This is a genomic window from Spongorhabdus nitratireducens, from assembly GCA_947387575.1.
Lineage (GTDB): Bacteria > Pseudomonadota > Gammaproteobacteria > Pseudomonadales > Endozoicomonadaceae > CANDOC01.
The window spans coordinates 246668-269531 of sequence record CANDOC010000009.1 but is presented as its reverse complement, the minus strand read 5'-3'; the positions used below and the strand labels follow the sequence as shown (position 1 = coordinate 269531).

At 45.3% G+C, this 22864-nt stretch carries 22 protein-coding genes and 1 tRNA gene; 4 read left to right on the top strand and 19 right to left on the bottom strand.

Going from position 1 to position 22864, the window contains the following annotated elements; translation table 11 throughout:
• Positions 1-8: 8 nt before the first annotated feature.
• The 8 genes from ACYZZ0_RS17460 to ACYZZ0_RS17425 all read right to left on the bottom strand — a co-directional run bounded on the left by ACYZZ0_RS17460 (position 9) and on the right by ACYZZ0_RS17425 (position 8284).
• Positions 9-461: a GDP-mannose mannosyl hydrolase gene (locus ACYZZ0_RS17460; protein WP_461537931.1), complete on the bottom strand. Its 453-nt coding sequence runs from the start codon at positions 459-461 to the stop codon at positions 9-11.
• A 38-nt stretch (positions 462-499) separates the two neighbouring features.
• Positions 500-1657, bottom strand: a complete 1158-nt coding sequence (locus tag ACYZZ0_RS17455; protein ID WP_461537930.1) for a DegT/DnrJ/EryC1/StrS family aminotransferase — start codon at positions 1655-1657, stop codon at positions 500-502.
• Positions 1657-2574 (bottom strand): GDP-L-fucose synthase family protein, encoded by a 918-nt coding sequence (locus ACYZZ0_RS17450; protein WP_461537929.1) that lies wholly within the window; start codon positions 2572-2574, stop codon positions 1657-1659. The genes ACYZZ0_RS17455 and ACYZZ0_RS17450 overlap by 1 nt, the downstream gene beginning before the upstream one ends.
• 5 nt (positions 2575-2579) lie before the next feature.
• Positions 2580-3698: a GDP-mannose 4,6-dehydratase gene (gmd, locus tag ACYZZ0_RS17445; protein WP_461537928.1), complete on the bottom strand. Its 1119-nt coding sequence runs from the start codon at positions 3696-3698 to the stop codon at positions 2580-2582.
• A 43-nt stretch (positions 3699-3741) separates the two neighbouring features.
• The gene (locus ACYZZ0_RS17440) at positions 3742-4620 is read right to left on the bottom strand and encodes an alpha-1,2-fucosyltransferase (RefSeq protein WP_461537927.1); all 879 of its coding nucleotides are present in this window, start codon (positions 4618-4620) and stop codon (positions 3742-3744) included.
• A 91-nt stretch (positions 4621-4711) separates the two neighbouring features.
• Positions 4712-5689: a glycosyltransferase family 2 protein gene (locus ACYZZ0_RS17435; RefSeq protein ID WP_461537926.1), complete on the bottom strand. Its 978-nt coding sequence runs from the start codon at positions 5687-5689 to the stop codon at positions 4712-4714.
• Positions 5690-5814: 125 nt separating this feature from the next.
• Complete coding sequence (locus ACYZZ0_RS17430; protein ID WP_461537925.1) at positions 5815-6945, bottom strand: glycosyltransferase family 4 protein; 1131 nt, start codon at positions 6943-6945, stop codon at positions 5815-5817.
• Between the two features lie 385 nt (positions 6946-7330).
• Entirely contained in the window at positions 7331-8284 is a 954-nt protein-coding gene (locus ACYZZ0_RS17425; protein ID WP_461537947.1) for a glycosyltransferase family 2 protein, read from the bottom strand.
• A 346-nt stretch (positions 8285-8630) separates the two neighbouring features.
• On the opposite strand from ACYZZ0_RS17425, the gene galU reads away from it, so the two are divergent.
• The 4 genes from galU to ACYZZ0_RS17405 are packed head-to-tail and all read left to right on the top strand — an operon-like array spanning position 8631 to position 12700.
• Positions 8631-9545 carry a UTP--glucose-1-phosphate uridylyltransferase GalU gene (gene galU / locus ACYZZ0_RS17420; protein WP_461537924.1) on the top strand — a complete coding sequence of 305 codons (915 nt, stop codon included), beginning with the start codon at positions 8631-8633 and terminating at the stop codon, positions 9543-9545.
• 3 nt (positions 9546-9548) lie between these two features.
• A complete protein-coding gene (locus tag ACYZZ0_RS17415) occupies positions 9549-10481 on the top strand; it encodes a glycosyltransferase family 2 protein (protein ID WP_461537923.1) in 933 nt (310 codons plus the stop codon).
• A gap of 44 nt (positions 10482-10525) precedes the next feature.
• The gene (locus ACYZZ0_RS17410; RefSeq protein WP_461537922.1) at positions 10526-11800 is read left to right on the top strand and encodes an O-antigen ligase family protein; all 1275 of its coding nucleotides are present in this window, start codon (positions 10526-10528) and stop codon (positions 11798-11800) included.
• A 6-nt stretch (positions 11801-11806) separates the two neighbouring features.
• On the top strand, positions 11807-12700 hold the full coding sequence (locus tag ACYZZ0_RS17405) for a DUF6625 family protein (protein ID WP_461537921.1): 894 nt from the start codon (positions 11807-11809) through the stop codon (positions 12698-12700).
• Positions 12701-12714: 14 nt separating this feature from the next.
• Here ACYZZ0_RS17405 and ACYZZ0_RS17400 read toward each other — a convergent pair whose 3' ends face one another.
• From ACYZZ0_RS17400 to ruvB, 11 genes are all read right to left on the bottom strand, one after another.
• Positions 12715-13836 carry a glycosyltransferase gene (locus ACYZZ0_RS17400; protein WP_461537920.1) on the bottom strand — a complete coding sequence of 374 codons (1122 nt, stop codon included), beginning with the start codon at positions 13834-13836 and terminating at the stop codon, positions 12715-12717.
• Positions 13837-13972: 136 nt separating this feature from the next.
• Positions 13973-15022 (bottom strand): quinolinate synthase NadA, encoded by a 1050-nt coding sequence (gene nadA, locus ACYZZ0_RS17395; RefSeq protein ID WP_461537919.1) that lies wholly within the window; start codon positions 15020-15022, stop codon positions 13973-13975.
• Between the two features lie 201 nt (positions 15023-15223).
• A tRNA-Lys gene (locus ACYZZ0_RS17390) sits at positions 15224-15299 on the bottom strand.
• 130 nt (positions 15300-15429) lie between these two features.
• On the bottom strand, positions 15430-16353 hold the full coding sequence (gene ybgF, locus ACYZZ0_RS17385) for a tol-pal system protein YbgF (RefSeq protein WP_461537918.1): 924 nt from the start codon (positions 16351-16353) through the stop codon (positions 15430-15432).
• A gap of 196 nt (positions 16354-16549) precedes the next feature.
• A complete protein-coding gene (pal, locus tag ACYZZ0_RS17380) occupies positions 16550-17119 on the bottom strand; it encodes a peptidoglycan-associated lipoprotein Pal (RefSeq protein ID WP_461537917.1) in 570 nt (189 codons plus the stop codon).
• Between the two features lie 342 nt (positions 17120-17461).
• Positions 17462-18784 carry a Tol-Pal system beta propeller repeat protein TolB gene (gene tolB / locus ACYZZ0_RS17375; RefSeq protein ID WP_461537916.1) on the bottom strand — a complete coding sequence of 441 codons (1323 nt, stop codon included), beginning with the start codon at positions 18782-18784 and terminating at the stop codon, positions 17462-17464.
• An 89-nt stretch (positions 18785-18873) separates the two neighbouring features.
• On the bottom strand, positions 18874-19767 hold the full coding sequence (gene tolA / locus ACYZZ0_RS17370; RefSeq protein WP_461537915.1) for a cell envelope integrity protein TolA: 894 nt from the start codon (positions 19765-19767) through the stop codon (positions 18874-18876).
• Entirely contained in the window at positions 19767-20195 is a 429-nt protein-coding gene (tolR, locus tag ACYZZ0_RS17365; RefSeq protein ID WP_461537914.1) for a protein TolR, read from the bottom strand. Before tolR ends, tolA begins: the two co-directional genes overlap by 1 nt.
• A gap of 48 nt (positions 20196-20243) precedes the next feature.
• The gene (tolQ, locus tag ACYZZ0_RS17360; protein ID WP_461537913.1) at positions 20244-20933 is read right to left on the bottom strand and encodes a protein TolQ; all 690 of its coding nucleotides are present in this window, start codon (positions 20931-20933) and stop codon (positions 20244-20246) included.
• A gap of 163 nt (positions 20934-21096) precedes the next feature.
• Complete coding sequence (gene ybgC / locus ACYZZ0_RS17355; RefSeq protein ID WP_461537912.1) at positions 21097-21504, bottom strand: tol-pal system-associated acyl-CoA thioesterase; 408 nt, start codon at positions 21502-21504, stop codon at positions 21097-21099.
• 192 nt (positions 21505-21696) lie between these two features.
• Positions 21697-22707, bottom strand: a complete 1011-nt coding sequence (gene ruvB / locus ACYZZ0_RS17350) for a Holliday junction branch migration DNA helicase RuvB (RefSeq protein ID WP_461537911.1) — start codon at positions 22705-22707, stop codon at positions 21697-21699.
• Between the last annotated feature and the right edge of the window lie 157 nt (positions 22708-22864).

The following is a 22864-nucleotide window of genomic DNA, read 5'->3' as shown; positions in this document are numbered from 1 at the left end:
ATATCTGTTTATTTGAAGTAATCTTTGGTGTGTTGATGAACCTGCTCTGAAGCGAGTAACTCATCTTTGCTATACCACTGATAATTTTGGTGCTGACTATCAGGTAATTGTTCCAGGTCGATATCCAGTGAGATCTCGTATCCAAAAGCAAGATAATGCGTCGTGAAATCAGCACCAGAAAAATTATCTGGATAGAAGTGCTCGAAGGGGGCACTCAGCTTGCTTCTGTCAAAAACAGATTCAACACCCAACTCAGACATCAGTAGCCTTGAAAAAGCAGCACCCAGACGCTCGTCTTTTCGAATACGCCCCCCCGGAACAAACCAGAACCCCTGAGCCGGACGATTGTTTCTCAAACCGAGTAAAATCTTCCCTTCAGAGTTTTCAATCAAAAAATCAATAGACACCAGAGGGGTTGAAGCAACGACCTGTTTAAATTCTTTGTATTCAAGCATGTTCATTTGTTATGCCTGCCTACGACAGGCATAACATCAACTTATCAGAGGTGGGTTTTCAGCAAGTCAGCAACGGCTCGCAGCTCTTTGGCAATATCATAGTGATGATTCCCTATGAACAAGCCGCAGTCATGTACTTTGTCACTGCTTTCAAGTTCACCATGAATATCATAATCAAAGAACTTGACCACCGGGTTGCGGGTAAAGTTACCGGCAACAATTGGCCGAGTCTCGATCTTATGTGCTTTGAAGAGCTCAACGACTTCAGTTCGTTTCTCCAGGCTTTCAAATACAAGCGCAAACCCGAACCAGCTGCTTTCGCCGGTTTGCTTCTGGATTGAAACACCCGGAATGTCGGCAAACAGATCCATAAACACAGCTGCATTCTGTTGCCGCCCTTTAACAATAGAGGGCAGTTTTTCCAATTGCTCTAACCCAAGTGCTCCCGACATATCCAGCGGTCTCAGGTTATAGCCCGGCAGCACAAATCGGAAAGACTCATGGAAAGGGTCATCAGATTTTTCACAAACCCGGTTATCCTTGGGCAAATGACGAGTCCAGCCATGAGAGCGGAGGGACAGCATAATATGATAGAGCTCTTCATCATCCGTCACGACCATCCCGCCTTCCATGGTGGAGATATGATGACTGAAGAATGAGCTGAAGGTGCCCATCACCCCGAAAGTCCCCGCCTGCTTACCATTCAGGGTTGCTCCCATGGACTCACAGTTATCTTCCAGCAACAGAATATCTCTGTTACTGATGATCTTTTCAAGGCGCTGGTAATCAATCGGGTTACCCAACAGGTTGACCGCAAAGATAGCCCGGGTCTTATCCGAAATGGCCTTTTCCAGCTGGTCGAGGTCCAGATTGAGTGTCTCCGGACAAATATCAACGAACTTGATCTTCAGACCATACTGATGGAGCGGATAATAGGTTGTGGACCAGGACACTGCGGGGACAATCACTTCGTCACCAGGCTTCAGGCTGTTCTGCTTCGTATAAAACAGTGCAGCTACTGCCAGCAGATTTGCTGATGAACCTGAATTGACCATCACACAATGCTTGCTTCCAACGTAGCGGGCAAATGCGGTCTCAAATTCTGCAACCTTTTTCCCCATGCTGAACATGTCGCTGTCAATCACTGACTGCAACGCAGCATACTCTTTTTGATCCCAGGTTGATGTGGCCAGAGGAAGCATCAGATAACCTCTTCAAGATAAAATTGGTATGTTTTGCTTAAGCCTTGTTTGAGGCTATGACGGGGCTTCCAGCCCATTTCGGATTGCAGCGAGGTATCAACCAGTTTTTGCTTCATGCCTACTGGCTTGGTGAGATCATGAACAAAACGCCCCTGGTAGCCGACTATTTCCGCAATCGCCTGATAGTACTCATTAATACTGAAGTCATGTCCCAGACCTGCATTGATAAGCTCAGGCGCCTGCTCAAGCTTGTTCAGCATAAATAGGGTGAACTCTGCCAGATCTTCAGCAAACATAAACTCTCGTCTTGCTGTGCCATCACCCCAGATTTCAACAGTATCTTCAGAAGCTTGTTTGGCTTCGTGAATTTTTCGAATAACCGCAGGAATCATATGGGACTTCTCTGGAGCAAACTTGTCCCAGTATCCATATAAGTTGCAGGGGATGATCGTTTTATACTGACGCCCGAACTGGCTGTTTGCATATTGTGCCAGTCTGGCAACAGCAACCTTGGCGATGGCATAACCTTCATTGGTCGGCTCCAGCTCACCTGTCAGAATCACAGACTCCTGAAGAGGGTTCTCCGCTTCCCGGGGATACATGCAGGAGCTGCCAAAGTTAATAAGCCGCTCAATGCCCAGCTCATTTGCTGCCCGTACGACATTACAGCCAATTTGCATGTTAATCAGAGCAAAATCATAAGGGGCAGCAATGTTAGCCTGAATCCCACCTACCAACCCGGCGGAATGAATGACAACGTCTGGAGAACTGTTCTCCAGATACTGCCGAACGGCCTCATAATCCATCAGGTTCAGTGTTTGACTGGAAGGAGCATCAACCTGAAAACCTTTTCGATCAGCAAGGGCGCGAATATTGCGCCCCACCATGCCGGTTCCGCCTGTAAGAAATATTTTCAACCGGCTCACTCCACAGACAATGAGGTTTTGAAGCCGCTATCTCTTAACAGTGCATGGCGTTTAGCGCTGTCGAGGTCTGCCTCAACCATTTCTTCTACCATGGTCTGTAAGGAAGTAACAGGCTCCCATCCCAGCTTCTGTTTTGCTTTGGAGGGATCACCCAGGAGGGTTTCAACCTCTGCCGGCCGGAAGTAGCGGGGATCAACAGCGACAATACACTGCCCGACTGACAGCGCGGGTGCATTATCACCTTCAATAGCAGCCACATAGCCCCGCTCATTGACACCGGAACCTTCCCATTTCACAGTGACACCCAAAGCGCCGGCGGTCATTTCTACAAACTGTCTAACGGAATATTGCACGCCTGTCGCGATAACAAAATCTTCCGGCTTGTCCTGCTGAAGCATCAACCACTGCATTTCAACGTAATCACGGGCATGGCCCCAGTCACGCAAAGCATCCATATTGCCGAGATACAGACAATCTTCCAGTCCCTGAGCAATATTGCTTAAACCTCTGGTGATCTTGCGGGTGACAAACGTTTCTCCGCGTCTTGGCGATTCATGATTAAACAGAATGCCATTACAGGCATACATGCCATATGACTCACGGTAATTTACCGTAATCCAGTAGGCATACATCTTGGCGACGGCATAAGGGGAACGGGGGTAGAACGGTGTTGTTTCCTTTTGCGGAATTTCCTGTACCAGGCCATAGAGTTCAGAGGTAGATGCCTGGTAAAAACGGGTCTTCTTTTCCAACCCTAAAAAACGAATAGCCTCCAACAGGCGCAGCGTACCCAATGCATCAACATCTGCTGTGTATTCAGGAGATTCAAATGAAACAGCAACATGAGACTGTGCGGCCAAGTTATAAATTTCATCTGGCTGTACTTCTTTGATAATACGCGTCAAATTCGAGCTATCGGAAAGATCTCCGTAATGCAATTTGAAGCGCTGCTGCTCAGTATGAGGATCTTCAAAAATATGATCAATTCGGGCTGTATTAAAGGACGAAGATCGGCGCTTTATACCATGAACCTCATATCCCTTATCAAGCAAGAATTCAGCCAAGTAGGATCCATCCTGACCTGTAATGCCTGTGATTAGAGCGATTTTACTCATTGAGAGAACCTTTACTGAAAATCAATCTATGTAGAATTCGCCTTTACAGTCTGACCCAGCTTACAGGCGCTATTTCATTTTCATTTATTCTACTTTCAACAAACCAATTTTTTGGTATACATACAACCTTACCTTGATGGACACTTAAAAAAGCGGGCCATCGACTGAAACCACTATTTGATGTGATAAAATGACGGCATTTCTGCATTAAACGAAAATCAAGGTGCCCCTCTAATCCCGAGTGGCAGTCAACATAATGCATGGGAAAGTCAGTGATTAAATTATTTTTCACCCAATCGATTTCATCCGAAAAAACAAAAAACTCTGGATCATTAAGAGTATCCTTCATATAGTTTATTGCGCTCTGAAAAAACTCAACACCCAACAAACCATGATAAGCCTGTGTTTTTTTATTTTTGTAATCTCCTCGACGAACATGGATACAAACGCTTTCAGGAGTACCCAATATTTTCTTTTCCCATTCTTTTGTTTTTTCGGTCCCCGTACTTTTAACTTGAAACTCTTCTCTAAGGATGCTAACTACGCTCTCATAATATAAAATACTAGGAAAATTTCCTACAAGATAAATATTACTTGGAAGATCAAAAAAATGATCATCAAAATTTAGATCTTTTTCTCTGTACTCCCCCCAGATATTAAACCCTGTTTTTTTATGAATTTTCTTTTTCAATTTGTCAATGCATGACACACCTGTTGATTTTATTGTTTTTTTTATTTCTTCTTCAGTAGCAAACTCAACATCTAGATTAAGATGGTTTAGCCTATATTCAAAAATAGTCCCATCTATGCAGTGCCTAACATCAAGCTTTAGAGACACACCATGGTGCATTGCTAACGCTTTTGCCGCGGCATATACTGCCATTTGATTTGCCAACCCTCCGACTGGCTTAGCAATAATCATTTAAACTCCTAAAATAATAAAACTATAAAAAAGCAATCTATAATTCCACTTTAAAAATCACTGCCAAATTAAAATGAACTTCAATTTAAATTTAAAAATTCGCTCTCAGTTTAATTCCAACTTTTTTATACAATGGCAGCTTAGAATACAGAAAATTAAACTTTATCGACTGATCTCCTGAAAGATCACTCTTTTTCACAAAAGGAAAAACCTCACACAAAACCCTTCCCCACATCTTTTTATTCACAAAGTATTCTTTGGAAAAGCAATACACCTGATATAAAAACATCAGATATGATTCATTATCGAATATACGCTTCTTTTCTTTACATATAGAAAAGTGTTGCTCAACATCACCAATAGATGCTTGCACATTTTTACTGTCAAGAAATTTAAAAACTATCTGTATCATATTTTTTTTGTTCGTGGCTTTTAACTTTTGCGTTGCCTGAGCACTGTGCTGTCGATAAAGATACACAGCCTCTTTCAAATTACCTATTTTAATTCCTTTTTGAAAGGCAAACCTTAAAATAAAATCAAAGTCTTCACCAAAAGAAATACTTTCATCAAAAGTCAAACCATCACTACTTTTTCGATCAAAAAGAATACTGGGTCCGGCTATTGTTCTACCAAAAAAAATTAGGTTAAATTTCAGATCAGAATCTTTTTCTGGATATATTTTTTCCTTCTCTTTAGATCCAAATATATGTAACGCACAGCCACATAAATCCAATCTATTCTCTCTTAAAAACAAAAGCTGCTTCTCAATCCTGTCCTTTCTTGCAAGATCATCTGCATCCTGCAGAGCAATATATCTTCCAAGTGCAACAGATAATCCGTAGTTCCGTGCTGAAGACACTCCTCCATTGTCTTTCTTATAAACTTTAATTCTACTATCTAACAATGCCATTTTTTTTGCAGTAGTTAAAGAGCTATCACTAGACCCGTCATCAACAATAATTATCTCAATATTGGTATAGGTTTGAGCAATTAACGACCTTACAGAATCTTCAAGATACTTTTCGGCATTATAAACTGGAACAATTATACTAACTAAATCATTCACCATATAAAAAACACCTTAATTTTATAACAAACTAAAATTAAGAAGACATCGAAAGAATACAGCCTCTCAATTTTGTGAACAACCATATTCAAAATTATGGTCAGAAGTTAGTCGTGAAAAGAAAAGCTTTAGATCGAACTAAATTCAATTAAACGACGATAATTGCTTCGATATTCTTCGATAGAGTGGTGATCGCACAGATATTTAAAATGCCGGTCACCCGATGTTTTCAGCTGCTCTGCCGTGAGCTGCAGATAATACTCCATTGCATTAGCCAGTGCTTGCGCACTTTTTACTTCTGCAAGCTGCCCCACACTTTCAATGACCGGGCGGATTGATGGAATGTCACTGCCCAGCGTAGGTAATCCTCCACTCATAGCTTCAAGCAGGGAGATAGGCATACCTTCGCTCAGCGATGGCAGGGCAAAAACATCAAATGCCTTGACATACTGCAAGGCATCATCACGCCAGCCAGTCAGTTTTACATGAGCTGCTAAACCTGCTTCATCAATCTGATGCTGTAATGATTTCTCCAGTCTTCCACCACCGATAATAACAACCTGTACTGACGGGTATTTATCCTTTAGAAAACTGACAGCATCGATCAGATATTTCTGACCTTTGACCTCAACCAGACGACCAATGGTTCCGAAAACAAATCTGTTGCGATCGATACCGAGCAACTCTCTGGCCTCTGCCCTGAAAAGCTGTACCCTCTGAGCTCGCTGAATATCTATCGCATTATTTATTGCCAGCGCATTGTGCTCATTTAATCCTTTACAGTGAGTAATCAAATCATTTCGCACAGATTGAGACACACCTACAAAACGCCACTTGTCATCCATATACTTTGTGACTGCTCGCTGACGGTAGCTGCGATCATAGTCCCCGATGCCATGCGTTACACTGATAAACCGCTGAACTTTTAAAAAACGACTAAGCAACAACATCAAGTGTGTCGGCTTGAAGCGGTGGCATATGACTACGTCAAATTGCTGCTGCTTGCAAAATTTATAGAGCTTGAATAAGACCAAGTAGCGCTGAAATCCTTTCAGCTGGCTACTTTTAAACTCAAAGTATACTGAGTTACTTGCAGCACTGGGGAGTTCGTCAGGTCCAGGTTTTCTCTTTAAAAATGCGGAAGTCACTTCAAATTGACTTACCGGCAAGCCTAGAACGATCTGTTCGGCAAGATCAGAAGGGTTGGCACTAAAATTATTCTGCAACTGCAGAACTCTGAGTTTTTTGTTTGATGTCATACTATATCAGGGTTGGATCAGCTAATTCAGGCACGCTACCGCCCTTCAGCTTAAACGCAACCTGCTGAAACAGCGATAACTCTGTGTAGTACCCCTGAGCTCCTGAGTAACAAAAGTGACAGGATTAATCCGGGATTTTGCTCGAGTTTCATGCCAAAGGCGGCATACATGATCCGGTTTTTGCGCCTCATAACATGGGTAAACCCGCAGCCGAAAAGGTCCAAAGTTATTACTTTCCAGCCTTTTCCACTTAAAGCGTTGTATTCCCGATGCAACTCTGACATGCAGACCGCAACGAAGAGGGCATTTTACTCCCATCAAGGGGTTATGCAATGAAGGGAAGGAGACGGCCAAGGGTCGTCCCCTGTCGTTTTGTCCTGAATGGTTAAGCCGCCTCAGTGGCAACATTTTTTCGTTTTTTGCCTATCAGAAGCCAGAAAGACGCTTGAATTGCTTTCTTGCGATAGCTCCATTTTCTTGGTAACTCATCACTATGCTGCCAAGCCGTAAAGTAACAAGACAGCGCACGTGCATAGTTACCTGCCAGAAAAAATGTTCTGAATAGAGACAGGTTTCGCTGTGCGGAATAAGGCTCTCTCAACACCTGAAGCGGCTCTGGCACACGAGACGGGTCAAACACCTCCGAAATCAGTGCAGTACCAATGCTTTCAGCATACTGGGTATTATGCCGAAGGCTGTCACCATGTTTGTGAATACGAGCGACCGGAAAATCAAGCGCAGTGCAATGAAAATTAGCGAGAATATAGGCAAACATAGAGATATCTTCAGAATTCCTGAAATGCTCAGGGTAGCGATATTGCTTGAAAACATCTCGATGAACTGCCATGGAGCCATGCGAAACTGAGAGCTTTTTCTCCAGCAAATAGGCTTTTAGACGTTCCAGTGGCGTTTCAGGAATAGGCTTGACTTTATGCTCAGAATCCTTCCCTGTTTCATCACAAGAGTAGTGGCCACCAATGATCATCTGAGAATCAGAATTCTGACTGATATGCTTTCTGATAGCTTCCAGAGCTCCGGGCACCATTTCATCATCTGCATCCAGAAAAATCAGATAAGTTCCACAACTATTGTCAATGCCACAATTGCGAGTTGCTGCTGGCCCGCCATTAATCTTGTTGTGGTAGGTAAATTTGTCACCAAACCTAGTTTGTAGCTGGGCTAAAACCTCAGCAGTATTATCTGTTGAACCATCATTTACGACCACCAGTTCATAGTCGTTACCAGATTGGCTCAAGACAGACTCAACAGCCCTTGGGAGTGTACGTGCGTAGTTGTAGGCAGGGATAACAATACTGAAGAGCGGAAACTGAGGCTGCACGATCAAGATTGCTCCGGTGACAAAACTAAGTCACATGCTAACGGGATGAACTAGAAACAAAATTCGTATATTTCCATATAATCACCAAACAATAACATATATTCATATCCGTTATAAGCGAGATAGGCTGTGCTGAACAACTGGCAGTCGCTTTTGTGACTCAATCATATTTGTTTTTGATTAAGTACTTTTCACAACCTTTGTTTAATCCGTGACAATGAAATTAAGCTGAAATACCTCTCAAGCATAAAATGGGAACTTTTGTCATGTTTTAGGTTTCTAAAGTCGCACTGCCGCTGACCTTGGCCAGTTAGTCGCCTTGCCCGATTATTCAAGAGCTATCGCTGTGGAACCATATAAGAAAGTAAGGAAAGCCGTATTTCCGGTAGCTGGGCTGGGGACCCGTTTTCTTCCCGCGACCAAAGCCTGTCCCAAGGAAATGTTGCCTGTTGTAGACAAGCCTCTTATTCAATATGCAGTGGAAGAAGCTATTGCTGCAGGCATGACAGACCTCATTTTCGTTACCTCCTGGACCAAGCGATCCATCGAGGACCATTTCGACAAAAACTTCGAGCTTGAACATAAGCTCATGCAGGCAGGAAAGGATGAACTGCTCAGAATGGTCGAAGGTATCATTCCTCCAAATATAAACTGTTTCTATGTCCGCCAGAAAGAAGCACTGGGGCTGGGCCATGCAGTACTTTGCAGTCGCGATATTATTGGTCCGGAGCCTTTTGCTGTCATTCTTGCTGATGACCTCATTCAACCAAATGATAGTGCACCATGTCTTGGCCAAATGGCCTCTATTGCATTACAAAAACATGCTTCAGTCGTAGCTGTAGAATCTATTGATGATGCAAATATTTCCAGCTATGGAGTCATTGATCCGGCTACATCGGAAGGAGATACATACAGGCTGAATGGCATTGTAGAGAAGCCGCCATCAGATCTTGCACCATCTAATCTTGGAGTCATTGGCCGCTACATTTTTCAACCAGAGATATTCAACTTTTTAGAGCAGCTAAACCCAGGAATAAATGGAGAAGTCCAATTAACTGATGCAATCTACGGGTTACTAAAAGAGCAAGAAGTATACGGGTTCCATTTTCAGGGAATACGTCATGACTGTGGCTATAAGCTTGGCTTTCTAATAGCCAATATCGAGCTAGGATTAAAACACCCTGATATTCAAAACCAATTAGGCAGTTACCTTAGTCAGAAAGCGATCAGACTTCATACCGACAATGATAGATACAGGTGATATATGCAGGATAACATTCGAAATATAAACTCAAAAACAAGCACATTAGTGTCAAAAATTCCTGCAGATGTCTGTCAAACCAACACACCTCTCGTGTCAGTTATTGTAACATGCTATAACCACGACCAATATATTGAAGATGCAATCCAGAGCGTTTTAGGTCAGACATACGAAAATATAGAATTGATTGTTGTAAATGACGGATCCACTGACAAATCTGAAGAAATTTTAAACCGCTTATCTGCTCAGCATAATTTCAAAGTTATCCACCAGTACAATAAAGGTCTTTCTGAAGCCACTAATACAGGGCTAAAAGAGGCAAATGGAAAATTTATAGCACTGCTGGATTCTGATGATATATTTCTCCCCGACAAAATATCCAAGCAGGTTCGCTTCATGTGTAGAAATCAGGATATTGCTATTTGTGGCGGAAATATGCTGATTATTAATGATAAAAAAGAACTAGCATCCCCTCGCCGTTTCTCGAAGTTCAGAACGCTTGATTTTGATGATGTATTCATGGATAAAAAGGATATAATCCCCGCATCATCAGCAATGATCCGAAAAGATGTAACTGATAAGATTGGTGGCTTTGATCCCAGCCTTAAGCTGATTCAAGATCGATATTTCTGGCTAAAAGCCACAGCAGCCGGATATAAAATAGCTGGCATGAATGACCTGTTAATCTATTACAGAAAACATGACAAAAATATTCACAGAAACCACCGTGCCATGACAGAAAACTTGCTACATATAATCGAAATGTATCCGGAATCCAATCACTACGAAACGGTCAAATTCAAAACATTAAAGAGCATGTTTTTGAAAACATCTATGCGCGACAAATCATTTGCAATACAGCTTATAAAGAAAATACCAATAAAAGCGTATGACAAAAGTGTTTTGAAAGGTTTTTTAAGATTGATTTTTAGATAAAAATCTTGACAAAGAAAATCAAGTATAGGCAGCCTGCACACTATATGCTTTTAAAAAAAGACGCGAAAATATCAATCTCCGAGATTGATGATTTCTTAAGAACCAAAGCAATTCCGTTTGGATTACTAATCCAGTTTACCGGATTACTTTGGCTGGAAAGTAGTAGCGGGTATATTACTCAAGTTTACATCTGGTGCCTCCTGCCTGCCTTGGCATCCATTGTTATTAATGCTTACACACATTCTACTGCATCATTTTTACTAAGATCCCATATCCTGATTAAGCTAATAATAATACTTTTCTCCTGGATCATACTTCACCCTTTTTTTTTAAAGAGCGACTTTTCTGGACATGAGAAAGTACTAACAAGATCTTTATACATTATCATTTATATTTATGCTGTTGCAGTTTCCGTAATCTCGACAAAAAAACCTACCCGACTATTTTTTATTAGCGCAACAGTAGCCAGCACATTTGCCTTGGCTAGCATCTTATTTCAATATCTAGTTAATGATTACAGCATATCAATTAGAATGCTGAATATTGGCGGAGAACGTATTCATAGCCTTGGTGTCGGCCAATACGCCTACTTTGACAATCCTATACTGGCAGCACTCTATTATGGTGTTTCTGCAGCATTTCTCGTCGGCTTTATTTCAAGAGCACCTTTGAAAAAAGCTGCTCCTTGCCTTATTTTGGTGATCCCACTGATCTTTTTTATAATTTTATCAGATTCGAGAGGGCCTATAGCATCAATAGCGATAACAATACTCACTGCATTTTACATATCTAAAATCAGTATGAGAACAAAAACTATAACAGTGATAGCAATAGCCCTGGCACTAATCGCCGCATATATATCGTCTGATAATTTTAAACAACTGATTAGCCTCGCACGTACAGCCCCAGAGATACTATTTATTCGAATTAACATTTGGGATCAAGCACTTCAACAAATATTGAACTCACCATGGTTTGGTTATGGATTTTCATCTGCACCGGACATAGTCATTGACCAATATACCTATAACCACCCACATAATATGATATTTAAAATATGTCTCAACTGGGGTATTCCTGCAGGAATATTATTCATTATAATTTTCATTACATCATTATTAATTTGCTTTCAGCATATAAAATCAAATTTTATTGCAATAACAATATGTGTCTTGATATTTGGATTTTTAGGCATGATGACTGACACATACAGATTCCTTTCTCGCCCTGGCCTTCAGTGGCTATTATTCTTCCTTCCGCAAGGTTTGATCATTGGATATATTTATAGAAAAAAACTTCAACAACTTTTACTAGAGTAAAACCCTGTGAAGAAAATAATTATCATAAGCCCTTATTTCGGGCATTGGCCAGAATGGTTTCCTCTGTATATAGAGTCATGCAGTCTCAACCCTACTATTCAATGGCTGTTTTATACTGATTGCAACATACCTGAAACAGGTCCAAGTAATATTACTTTTGTACCTATCTCCTTTGAAAACTATAAAAATAAAGTATCAAAAACTCTCAACATTAAATTCACAACCAACAATAGTTACAAATTATGTGATCTAAGACCCTGCTATGGAAAAATTCACCAAGATGATATTGCCGGATTCGATTTTTACGGTTATGGCGACATCGATGTTATATATGGCAACCTACGCAAGTTTCTAACGCCGAAAGTTCTCAATCACCAACTGATATCATCCCACTGGGACAGGCTTTCCGGTCATTTTTGCCTGTTCCGGAATAATGAAATGATGATCAATGCCTATCAGAAAATTCCCAACTGGCAACAGTTAATCACTGATGAGCAACATCATGGTATTGATGAGTCAAAGTACTCCAAAGTTTTTCTGCGCCATAAAAAGTATCCCGCATGGGCTCGCAAGCTCTATTCGTTAACATCGCCTTATCAACGCAACAACTACTTTCAGGAGCAGTACAGTACCATTCTGTCACCCAAGCCCTGGCATAATGGTAACTGGGAGCATCCGGAGATCTGGCACTGGAAAGATGGCCAGCTTACTAACGATCAGGATGGTGAGCGTGAGTTTATGTACTTGCATTTTATGAACTGGAAATCATCAACCTGGCTTGATAAACGGCGAGGCGAGACCGCTGCCTGGGAAAACCTGAAACAACTGAATCATGTCCCGGCAGGTAAAGAACACAATGGCTTCACCATTAACCGCTCAGGTTTTTATCCGTTGGAATAATACTCTACTGTGGTTTACCAGCTGACTCCGCTAATCAGATCCCGGTATTGCTGACGGTAGCCTGTGATCGAGTACTCTTTATTCAAGCGTTTTCTCAGCTGCTTACCAATTACCTGCCTGTCCTCTTCGGATAAACGGATCAAACTTTCCAGAGCCTGTTCCAGCGCTTCAACCTGACCTGCCTCAACCACGGGTGAAATACCATCAAGTACAGAAGCTACTCCACCCACATCAGATGCAACCACAGGTACTCTCGCAGCCATACTCTCCAGAATACTCAGCGGAAGCCCTTCAGATAAAGAGGGCAACGTAAATACATCGAACGCAGGAATAAAACGGTAGGCAGACTCAATATGCCCCGTGAGCAGGACTTTATCCTGCAGACTATGCTGACTGATATAGTCTTCCAGCTCTTGTCGTCTCTCACCCTCACCTATAACCAACAGTTTCAGCTTGGGGTATCTACTGCTCAACTGATGAAAAGCCTGCAATAGATAGCGATGCCCTTTAACATTGACCAGGCGCCCTATTGCTCCAATAACCAGATCGTCATGTTGTAGCTGAAAGTACTGCCTGGCCTCTGCTTTCGATAGTAGGCCTGACACAGTCTTATCAATATCAATGGCATTATTGATGGTGCAAACATTCGCATCATGAAAACCTGAACCTGCTCCAAGCAGATAATCCTTTACCGGCGCCGAGACAGTGACGAACTTCCATCTGCCATCAACCCTCAATCGATTTCCCAGCCTTCTCGATATCCGTTCATACTCCCCAAAGCCATGAACAACGCTGATGCAGCGTGGAATTTTGAGCAGCTTGTTCAGGGTCAGCATCATATCGCACACTTTGTAGCGGTTGGTCACCACCACATCAAACTGTTTTTCCCTGCAGAAATCATACAGCGCCTTCATCGCACCCAGCCGAAGGCCCGACATCTGCTTTTTACTAAAACCAAAATAATGTGAATGCTCACTTATGCTAACAAGATCGTCGCTACCGGGCCTGTCTCGCATATAGGCTGAGGTTACTTCAAACTCGGAAACAGGTAATCCGCGAATAACCTCTTCATGGAGGTCGGTTTCACGGATGTAATATTTAGGCTGCAGCTGGAGTACACGAATGCGTCTTGTCATAGGCTTTGGTGTTGTTATAGACAAAAGGTGTTGCTGTAGACAAAAAACTGCAAATTTTGAATGAGGTACTTGCAACAAGTCCCTGAACACAGCCTATAAAAAAGGCCGCACTTGTGCGACCTTTCAGAGGGAAAAATTATTTATTAGCGGCAGTGAAATCGAGCATTCTCTGCAAAGGCCTCAAAGCACCTTCCCGTAGATCAGCATCTACCAGAATCTCGTTTTCCCCTGTTCTCAGCACATGCTCAATACCCGCCAGTGAATTCATTGCCATCCAGGGGCAATGAGCACAACTGCGGCAAGTCGCACCACTGCCAGCAGTAGGAGCTTCAATAAATTGCTTATCAGGAGAGAACTGTCTCATTTTGTAGAAAATACCCCGGTCAGTCGCAACAATAAACTGGGGGTTTTTCATCTCTCTGGAAGCATTAATCAGCTGACTGGTTGAACCTACGACATCTGCGAGTTCCACAACGCTATCCGGCGATTCAGGATGAACCAGCACCGCAGCATCAGGATACACTGCTTTCAGATCCCGAATACCGGACGCCTTGAATTCTTCATGAACAATACAGGAACCATCCCACAGCAACATATCGGCATCGGTATTTTTCTTGATATAGCTGCCCAGGTAGCGATCCGGCGCCCAGATCAGCTTTTCACCTTCATCGATCAGATGCTCAACAATATCTGTGGCACAGCTGGAGGTTACAACCCAATCAGCCCGTGCTTTAACTGCTGCGGATGTATTAGCATATACAACCACAGTACGATCCGGATGCTGATCACAAAACTGGGAAAACTCATCTGCCGGACAGCCAATATCCAGCGAGCAAGTTGCTTCCAGTTCCGGCATTAAAACTTTTTTCTCAGGGCTCAGGATCTTGGCAGTTTCCCCCATAAAGCGCACACCTGCGACAACAACGGTATCGGCCTGATGCTGATAGCCAAAGCGCGCCATTTCCAGTGAGTCAGAAACACAACCACCGGTTTCTTCGGCCAGCTCCTGCACCCAGTCATCGGTATAGTAGTGTGCAACCAGAACAGCATTTTGCTGTTCGAGCAAAGTGCGGATACGGTCTTTCTGTGCCTGCAACTCTTCACCAGACATCTCACCAGAATCTGCCTGTGCAGCCGGGTTGCTGAGATAATTCTGTACGAACTGTTTTATTTCTACTTCTGCCATAGTTCCTCTGAGTAGCTCCCCTGAACAGTTCCTTGGAACAGTTCCTTCGCACACTTGCCAGCCGGGACCGACGAACCAGCTTCACCCGGTGGCACTGATTTACAGATGACGGATGATAGCACAAGCACGAAATGTAATTAACTGTACGCAGATGCAGCGAAAAACAGGAGAATGAAGAAAAAAGACAATACAAGGAGGGGATGGTGGGTCGTGTAGGATTCGAACCTACGACCAATTGGTTAAAAGCCAACTGCTCTACCAACTGAGCTAACGACCCGATGCGCGGCGTATATTACTGATATTTAAGGAAAGATCAAGCCCTGAAGAAGATTATTTCAAATAAATTGCAGAGCTCTCTGAACCCGCGGGAACAGAAAGCTCACAGGACTAGCAAACCGGGACAGCGATCAGCTCATATTGTTACGCAGATAGGTTTCGGACAGCTTGGCAGCTGATGTTTCCGGATAACGCTTTATCACAGCTTCCAGATACTCTTGTGCCAGTTTAGGATTTCCCAGTTTATTAAACAGGGTTCCCAACTTGTAAGTTGCATCCGGTACTTTATTACTCTGCGGGTATTTTTGCAGCACAGTCAGGAAGGCATCACGTGCTTCTTCCGGACGCTGTTTGACGATATAAACTTCACCCAGCCAGTAATGGACATTGGCAGAATATTTACTGTCAGGATACTGTGCAGAATAGGCTCTAAGCTGTACCAGCGCATCATCAAACTTACGCTCCCGGATCAGTTCGATCATTTGCTCATAGGCTGATTCTGAAACGGAACCGGTTTGTTCTGTCGAACTACCCGCAGCGGCAGGAGTGCTGATCAGACTGGATGAACCAGCATCGATACTCACGGAAGGTTGTGCCGGTGCAACAGGGTTTGGTGTAACTTGATCAGTTACGGTTTCGCCACTCAGGCGACTGATACGACGATCCAGTTCCAGATAACGGTCACGCTGTTCCTGTTGCAGCTGCTGAATCTGGTTAGCCTGCTCTTCCAGAGAACCTCTCAATTGCAGTACTTCCTGTTGCAGAAAATCAACCTGGTTCAGCAATACAGCCAGCTCGCTTCCTCCAGAGGCAGAAGCAGGAGCAGCCGGATTTGCAGCAACAGATGTGGATTCAATCACAACATTACTTGTTGATGGCCCGGCGAAGCCTACCGGTTGCGATTCAATAACCTGTACCTGGCTTTCCGCAAACGTTACACCAGCCACGGCAGTGGCCAGGGAAAAAGTAACTGCCGGAACAATACGCTTTAGCAAGACACCTTTTTTAATTGCCGTCATGGCCTGTTGCTGCTCCATTAACTGAATAGGAAACATTCTCCCCCCGAGGGGAGTAGCTGGAATATATCGCTATTCTAAACGGCTTAAGCCCAAGAGAGAACTGTCGACTCTTCCATGGATGGTGTATCTGACAAAAAAGCCGACAAATAATTGCCGGCTTTTTTATTACCTCTGAGCACTTTGCTGTCAGCTAACTAAAGATAACCACTCAGTGCTTGATCAACTGACAGGATCAGTTTCCACGTACAATGATTGCACGACGGTTCTGAGCCCAGGCAGTTTCATTGTGAGCCGGATCAACCGGACGCTCGAAGCCATAGCTGATCACTTCGATACGGTCAGCAGCAACACCTTTCAGTACCAGGTAGCGCTTGACAGCATTGGCACGACGCTCACCCAGCGCCAGGTTGTAGGTGCGGGTACCGCGCTCGTCAGTGTGACCTTCGATGACGATCTTTTCAGCAGCGCCACGGCTGGAGGTCAGGTAAGCAGCCTGTACATCCAGAGCCTGGTAGTCCCGGTCTTTCAGCTCGGAGCTGTCAAACGGGAAGTGGTATTCGTTCTGCTGCAGCAGACCTTCAATTTCTTCAGCGGAAGCGGAAATCTTGCCGGTATCGATAACAGCCTGAACAGCCGGATCAATCACAGGCATCACAACAACTTCTTCCTCAGTGATAACTTCAACAGGCTTGGCTTCATTATCAACCTGGCCAGCGCTGTTACCACCGGTTGACGCACAGCCTGCAACCCAGACCATGGCCGAAGCCAGCAGAATAGAGCGGGCGTACTTGTGCATTTGCATAAAATAAATCCCCGTAAGTGTCCACGCGTATAAAGTCACGTAAATTATCAGAGTTGGAGTATTTTGGCACTAGCCATACTGCGACGCTCGTAGCAACTCATAGCGGCTTGTCGTAGCGGCCCGTAAAAATAACTCCTTCCCTGCAAACCATGATGCCTTACTTCAGCATTCGCTTTATCAATGCAAAAGCACCATTGAAATCAAGCCGGCCCTGTCCTGAGTGATGACACGATTCGGCTTATTCACTTCAGCTTTCGGAGCCAAAGCTCCGAAAGCCAAATGAAGATAATATAGTGTAGCTAGGTTCTGCTCACACAGGTTTGTCGTCAGCGTTACCCCTGACTACTGGATAACCGGCGACCACACCGGCTCTCGTACATCACCGGCAGCTGATGGTAGCTTGAGCTGGACACTGCCATCAACTGAAACGATACCCAGCTCACCATGCTCACGCCCCTGGGTAGCGTAAATCAGCATGCGTCCGTTGGGCGAAACACTCGGAGAGTCTTCCAGGCGGGTAGAAGTCAGCTTTCTGAATCGTTTGGTATCCAGATCCAGCACCGCAATATTAAAGTCTGCGGCACCCTTACCCTTGTGAACCATTACCAGACTTTTACCGTCAGGGAATACCTTGCCACGGGCATTGAAGCGTCCCTCGTATGTCAGGCGCTCCGGCTTGCCTTCGGCAACCACACTGCCGTCACTCGAAGCCTTGATATTCAACTTATACAGCTGGGCAGAGCCACCCCGGTTAGAGGTAAACAGAATACTCTTGCCATCAGGAAACCAGGAAGGTTCGGCATCAATCGCAAAATGACGGGTCAGCTGACTCAGTTTGTTGGTTCTCAAATCCCGCACAAAAATATTCGGGTTATCACCGAAAGACAGCATATAAGCCAGTTTGGTACCGTCCGGCGACCAGGACGGAGAACTGTTAATACCTTTTTCCTTACTGACCAGCTGGCGCTTACCTGTTCTCAGATCCTGAATATATATACCCGGTCTTTTATTTTCATAAGCGACATAAGCCACTTTAGTACCGTCCGGTGACCAGGACGGTGACAGAATAGCTTCTTTGGAACGGAATATGGTCTGCGGCCGGAAGCCATCAGCATCGGCATAATTCAGCTGATAATCAGTTCTTTGTTCAGACTGACGCTGGGCGGTCACGTACAGAATTCGGGAAGAAAATGCTCCGGGAATGCCGGTGATTTTTTCAAATACCCGGTCACTGATACGGTGCGCCATACCCCGGAACTGAGCACCACTGCCGGCGATTGTACTTTGCAGAATCGATCTCTGACGCAGCACGTCAAACAGCTGGAAGTTGACCCGATACACATTGCCAGGCTCAAGGCTCACTTCCCCAATCAGCAGGTAATTGACACCTTGTTTGCGCCAGTCACCAAAAACCACTTCATCTTCACGACTGGGAAAACTCAACAGTTTATTCTTGGCGAGCGGATCAAACATACCACTCAGCCTGAGGTCATTAGCCACAATACCGGACATATCCTCCGGCAATAAGCCTCTGCCTTTCCAGCCAAACGGAGCGATTGCTACCGGTACTGCCCGATCATTACCCTGGGTGATTCGAATAACCAGCTCTTCACTACCGGCAGCCCTGGCCATGCTGGACCAACACAGAACGGCCAGAAGCAACATGGTAAACCATGCAGATATCCTGCCTTGACTAAACACTGCCATTTCCCCCGTTGTGTTTCGAGGGGAAGTTATTCGGCTGATGCTCCTGCTCACTTGACCAAATCCTCCGGATCAAACTCGAATGTAAATTGCTTGAGTCGATTGTATGTTTTGTTGTCCATTTCTGGATGCCGAAACCAACTGAACGGTGCTGACTTGCGAATAGCTTGTTCAGCTGAACGATCAAAGGCAGCATCACCACTTCCACTGATCAGCGACAGCGTCTGAATATCACCAAACCGGGACAAGCTAATTCGAAACTTTGCTCGCATATTATTACGAGCACTGGGTGGACGCGACCAATTGTACGACAAGTCTTGCCTGAAGAGCCCTGAAAAGTACTGCACTTTGGACTCTACAACGCGCGCTTCAGCCTCGGCTTTCTCCTGGGCTTCCTTCGCCGCCTGTTCACGCCTTAAACGATCAGCCAGCTCTTGCTGTTCACGTTTTTTACGGGCTTCATCCTGCTTGCGCTTTTCCTCTTCCTTACGACGCCTTTCCTTTGCCTCTCGCTCGCGTTTTTCCCGTGCAATTTTTTCAGCACGTTCTTTAGCTTCTTTTTCCCTTTTCAGCTGCAGCGCTTTTTCATCAACTTTTGGCTTGTTGTCTTTTTTTACCGGTGTTTTTTTCTCCGGCTCTGCCGGCTTGCTGACAGGTTTGGGCTCTGGTTTTCTTGTCGGTGGTTTAGGGGCAGGTTTGGGCTTTTCCGGTTCGAGTTCAACCAGCTGTGCCGCCATATGTTGCGGCACCGGATTCACATGCAGCTCTGCAGGAGGTGACCACGCCATCAACGCAATGCCAAGTGCCAGACTGTGCAGCACAAGCGAAAACAGTACCGGCAAACCATAACCATCATGCCACCTGCCGGCTTTGGCTGCGGGCTTGTCATCCGATGCACCCGGCTTGCCTTTAACTTTATCCCCCGGACTTTTCAGTGACACCATTACTTTAATTCTTCCGGATCAGTTACCAGCCCCACGTTACTGACACCGGCCTGTTGCAGATGCCCCATCAGTCGCACAACATCACCGTATTCAACCTTGGCATCACCTTTAATCAATACCGGGATATCGCTGTTTGAAGCAACAACCTTGCCGACTTTTTCGGCAACTTCGGCAAGCTTTTGTGCCTTATCCTGCTGCCGTCCCATATTCAGGTAATAGCTGCCATCGGCCTTCACCGATACTACCAGAATATCTTTGGGCTGATTGGTTATCGGGGCACTGGTTGTTTTCGGCAGATCCACTTTAACGCCCTGGGTCAGCATCGGGGCACTGACCATAAACGCCACCAGCATTACCATCATGATGTCGATAAACGGCACCATGTTGATTTCTGACATGGGCTTGCGCCCACGGGAAACTCTGGCCATCGAAAAATCCTTTAGTTACCGCTCATAATGATCTAATCCAGCATCACATCAGGATTGTGAAGAACGGCTGTGCAGCTTCCGGTGCAGAATACCGGAAAATTCGTCAGCAAAGGTTTCGTAGTTCGCCAGTAATGCGTCAACTTCCGTTGCAAAACGGTTATAGGCCACCACCGCCGGAATCGCAGCAACCAGGCCCACCGCTGTTGTTACCAGCGCTTCAGCAATACCCGGCGCAACTGCAGACAGTGTTGCCTGGGAGACATTGGCCAGACCACGGAATGAGTTCATAACCCCGACCACGGTACCGAACAGACCGACATACGGGCTGGTCGAACCGACGGTTGCGAGAAACGGCAGGTTTTTCTCCAGTTTTTCCTGTTCCCGTGACAGGGCAACCCGCATGGTGCGCTGTACGCCGTCCATAACAACATCCGGATCAGCACCGGCCTGCCCTCTCAGACGGCTGAACTCACGAAAGCCGGCCCGAAAGATCGCTTCCTGACCACTGTCCTGATTCGGCTCTTCATGGACTTCTCGATACAGTTGCCCAAGATCCATTCCGGACCAGAACCGGTCTTCAAACTCCACCATGGCCCGGCGGGTATTACGGAACAGGATCACCCGCTGCATAATCATGACCCAGGATACAACCGAGGCCACCAGCAGCATTACCAGTACCAGTTGTACAACCCAACTGGCATTAAATACCAGTGCCCACATCGACATACTTTCAGCCACTGTATTTTCTCCAGTCACAGTGATTGTTCTGTTTTGCTTCTGCCCTGATCGAAATCATCACCGGTGCTTCAAGCTGCCACCGGCATATTCAATCCTGCAGTATATAAAAGCTGTGCCTTTCTATTTATGACACTTGTTCAAATATTCTGACTCAATACCAGCGCTAGGATTCCCTTGCATCAAACTGCTGTCTGACTTCATCCGGCATGGCCATGGGACGCTGACTCTCTGTCGAGATACAGGCTACCTTGAATGTTCCCTTACACAGCAAAGCGTCATTTCTGACAACAGCCTGCTCAAAGCCAATCCAGGTACGGCGAACATCAACAATACGGGACTCAACAATAACCTGATCATCCAGTCTGGCAGGCTGACGGTACTTGAGGTTCAGTTCACTCAGCACAAACTGAACGCCCTGCTCCATCATATTGGCCTGACCAAAGCCAAGCTCCCGTAACATCTCGGTGCGTCCACGTTCCATAAAACGTAAATAACTGGCGTGATAGACGATGCCACCGGCATCGGTATCCTCATAATATATCCGGATAGGTAATCGGCTGACTGCAGACAAACGGCACTTCCTGCTCTGTGGCTTTCTACGCTGAAGCCAGGTACGGCGATAGCTCGACAAAGAACAAGCCTGCCGCACCCTGATTTTGAAACCTAGTTTGAAACATTGTTTCAATCATATTCCGATGCGGGGGGCTTGTACAAAGGGATCTTGAGGGAATTCTGTAACCGGTAGCGATGATGACAGATTTATTTATCCGGCATCCGGAGCATCCAGCCCGAAATGTTCCCATGCCCGACGGGTAACGACCCGACCTCTCGGGGTACGCATCATATAACCCTGCTGGATCAGGAACGGTTCCAGCACATCTTCGATAGTATCCCGTTCTTCACTGATCGCTGCCGCCAGACTGTCTACACCAACCGGTCCACCATCAAACTTTTCAATCATTGTCAGTAGCAGGCGGCGATCCATAAAGTCAAAGCCTCGAGCATCTACCGCAAGCATATTCAGGGCGGCATCAGCAACTTCCTGATCGACCTTGCCACCGGCTTTCACATCCGCATAATCCCGCACCCGACGCAGCAAACGGTTGGCAATTCGCGGCGTTCCCCGGGAACGACAGGCAACTTCTCTGGCTCCGGCCTCATCCATTTCAACCCCCAGAATACTGGCTGAGCGCTGTACGATATGGGTCAGATCATCCAGACCGTAAAATTCCAGTCGCTGAACGATACCGAATCGATCACGCAGGGGGGAGGTCAGCAAACCGGCCCGGGTTGTTGCTCCAACCAGCGTAAAAGGTGGCAGGTCGAGTTTAATTGAGCGCGCAGCAGGACCTTCACCGATCATGATATCCAGCTGATAATCCTCCATCGCTGGATAAAGCACCTCCTCAACCACCGGACTGAGACGGTGAATTTCGTCGATAAACAGGACGTCATTAGGCTCAAGGTTGGTCAGCAGCGCCGCCAGATCGCCGGCCTTTTCCAGTACCGGCCCTGAAGTGGTGCGAATCTGGACATCCATTTCATTGGCCAGAATATTGGCCAGAGTAGTTTTACCCAATCCCGGAGGACCGAAAATCAGGGTATGATCCAGTGCCTCACCCCGCTGACGGGCAGCCTGAATAAATATTTCCATCTGTTCCCGCACTGTCGGCTGGCCTTGATAGTCTGCCAGCATCCGGGGACGAATCGCCCGGTCGAGTGAATCTTCCTGCCCTTTATCCTGGGCGGAAACCAGTCTGTCCGCTTCAATCATCTTGGTTTGAGAATCGTGTCATCAGAGGTGTCATTATCCTCCAATCATTTCAAAGATTGTGCCGGAACTAAAGCGAAAAAGCCGGTCATCGGGAACCGTGATAAGCACTAGTGGTCTGCATGAAAGTGTGAGTTGAACATATAGAGACTATATACAC

Bases quoted from the DNA above. Each gene is read 5' to 3' on its own strand.
- ACYZZ0_RS17460 (WP_461537931.1), bottom strand. From the start codon at position 461: ATGAACATGCTTGAATACAAAGAATTTAAACAGGTCGTTGCTTCAACC.
- ACYZZ0_RS17455 (WP_461537930.1), bottom strand. From the start codon at position 1,657: ATGCTTCCTCTGGCCACATCAACCTGGGATCAAAAAGAGTATGCTGCG.
- gmd (WP_461537928.1), bottom strand. From the start codon at position 3,698: ATGAGTAAAATCGCTCTAATCACAGGCATTACAGGTCAGGATGGATCC.
- ACYZZ0_RS17440 (WP_461537927.1), bottom strand. From the start codon at position 4,620: ATGATTATTGCTAAGCCAGTCGGAGGGTTGGCAAATCAAATGGCAGTA.
- ACYZZ0_RS17435 (WP_461537926.1), bottom strand. From the start codon at position 5,689: ATGGTGAATGATTTAGTTAGTATAATTGTTCCAGTTTATAATGCCGAA.
- ACYZZ0_RS17430 (WP_461537925.1), bottom strand. From the start codon at position 6,945: ATGACATCAAACAAAAAACTCAGAGTTCTGCAGTTGCAGAATAATTTT.
- ACYZZ0_RS17415 (WP_461537923.1), top strand. From the start codon at position 9,549: ATGCAGGATAACATTCGAAATATAAACTCAAAAACAAGCACATTAGTG.
- ACYZZ0_RS17410 (WP_461537922.1), top strand. From the start codon at position 10,526: ATGCTTTTAAAAAAAGACGCGAAAATATCAATCTCCGAGATTGATGAT.
- ACYZZ0_RS17400 (WP_461537920.1), bottom strand. From the start codon at position 13,836: ATGACAAGACGCATTCGTGTACTCCAGCTGCAGCCTAAATATTACATC.
- nadA (WP_461537919.1), bottom strand. From the start codon at position 15,022: ATGGCAGAAGTAGAAATAAAACAGTTCGTACAGAATTATCTCAGCAAC.
- ybgF (WP_461537918.1), bottom strand. From the start codon at position 16,353: ATGTTTCCTATTCAGTTAATGGAGCAGCAACAGGCCATGACGGCAATT.
- pal (WP_461537917.1), bottom strand. From the start codon at position 17,119: ATGCAAATGCACAAGTACGCCCGCTCTATTCTGCTGGCTTCGGCCATG.
- tolB (WP_461537916.1), bottom strand. From the start codon at position 18,784: ATGTTGCTTCTGGCCGTTCTGTGTTGGTCCAGCATGGCCAGGGCTGCC.
- tolA (WP_461537915.1), bottom strand. From the start codon at position 19,767: ATGGTGTCACTGAAAAGTCCGGGGGATAAAGTTAAAGGCAAGCCGGGT.
- tolR (WP_461537914.1), bottom strand. From the start codon at position 20,195: ATGGCCAGAGTTTCCCGTGGGCGCAAGCCCATGTCAGAAATCAACATG.
- ruvB (WP_461537911.1), bottom strand. From the start codon at position 22,707: ATGATTGAAGCGGACAGACTGGTTTCCGCCCAGGATAAAGGGCAGGAA.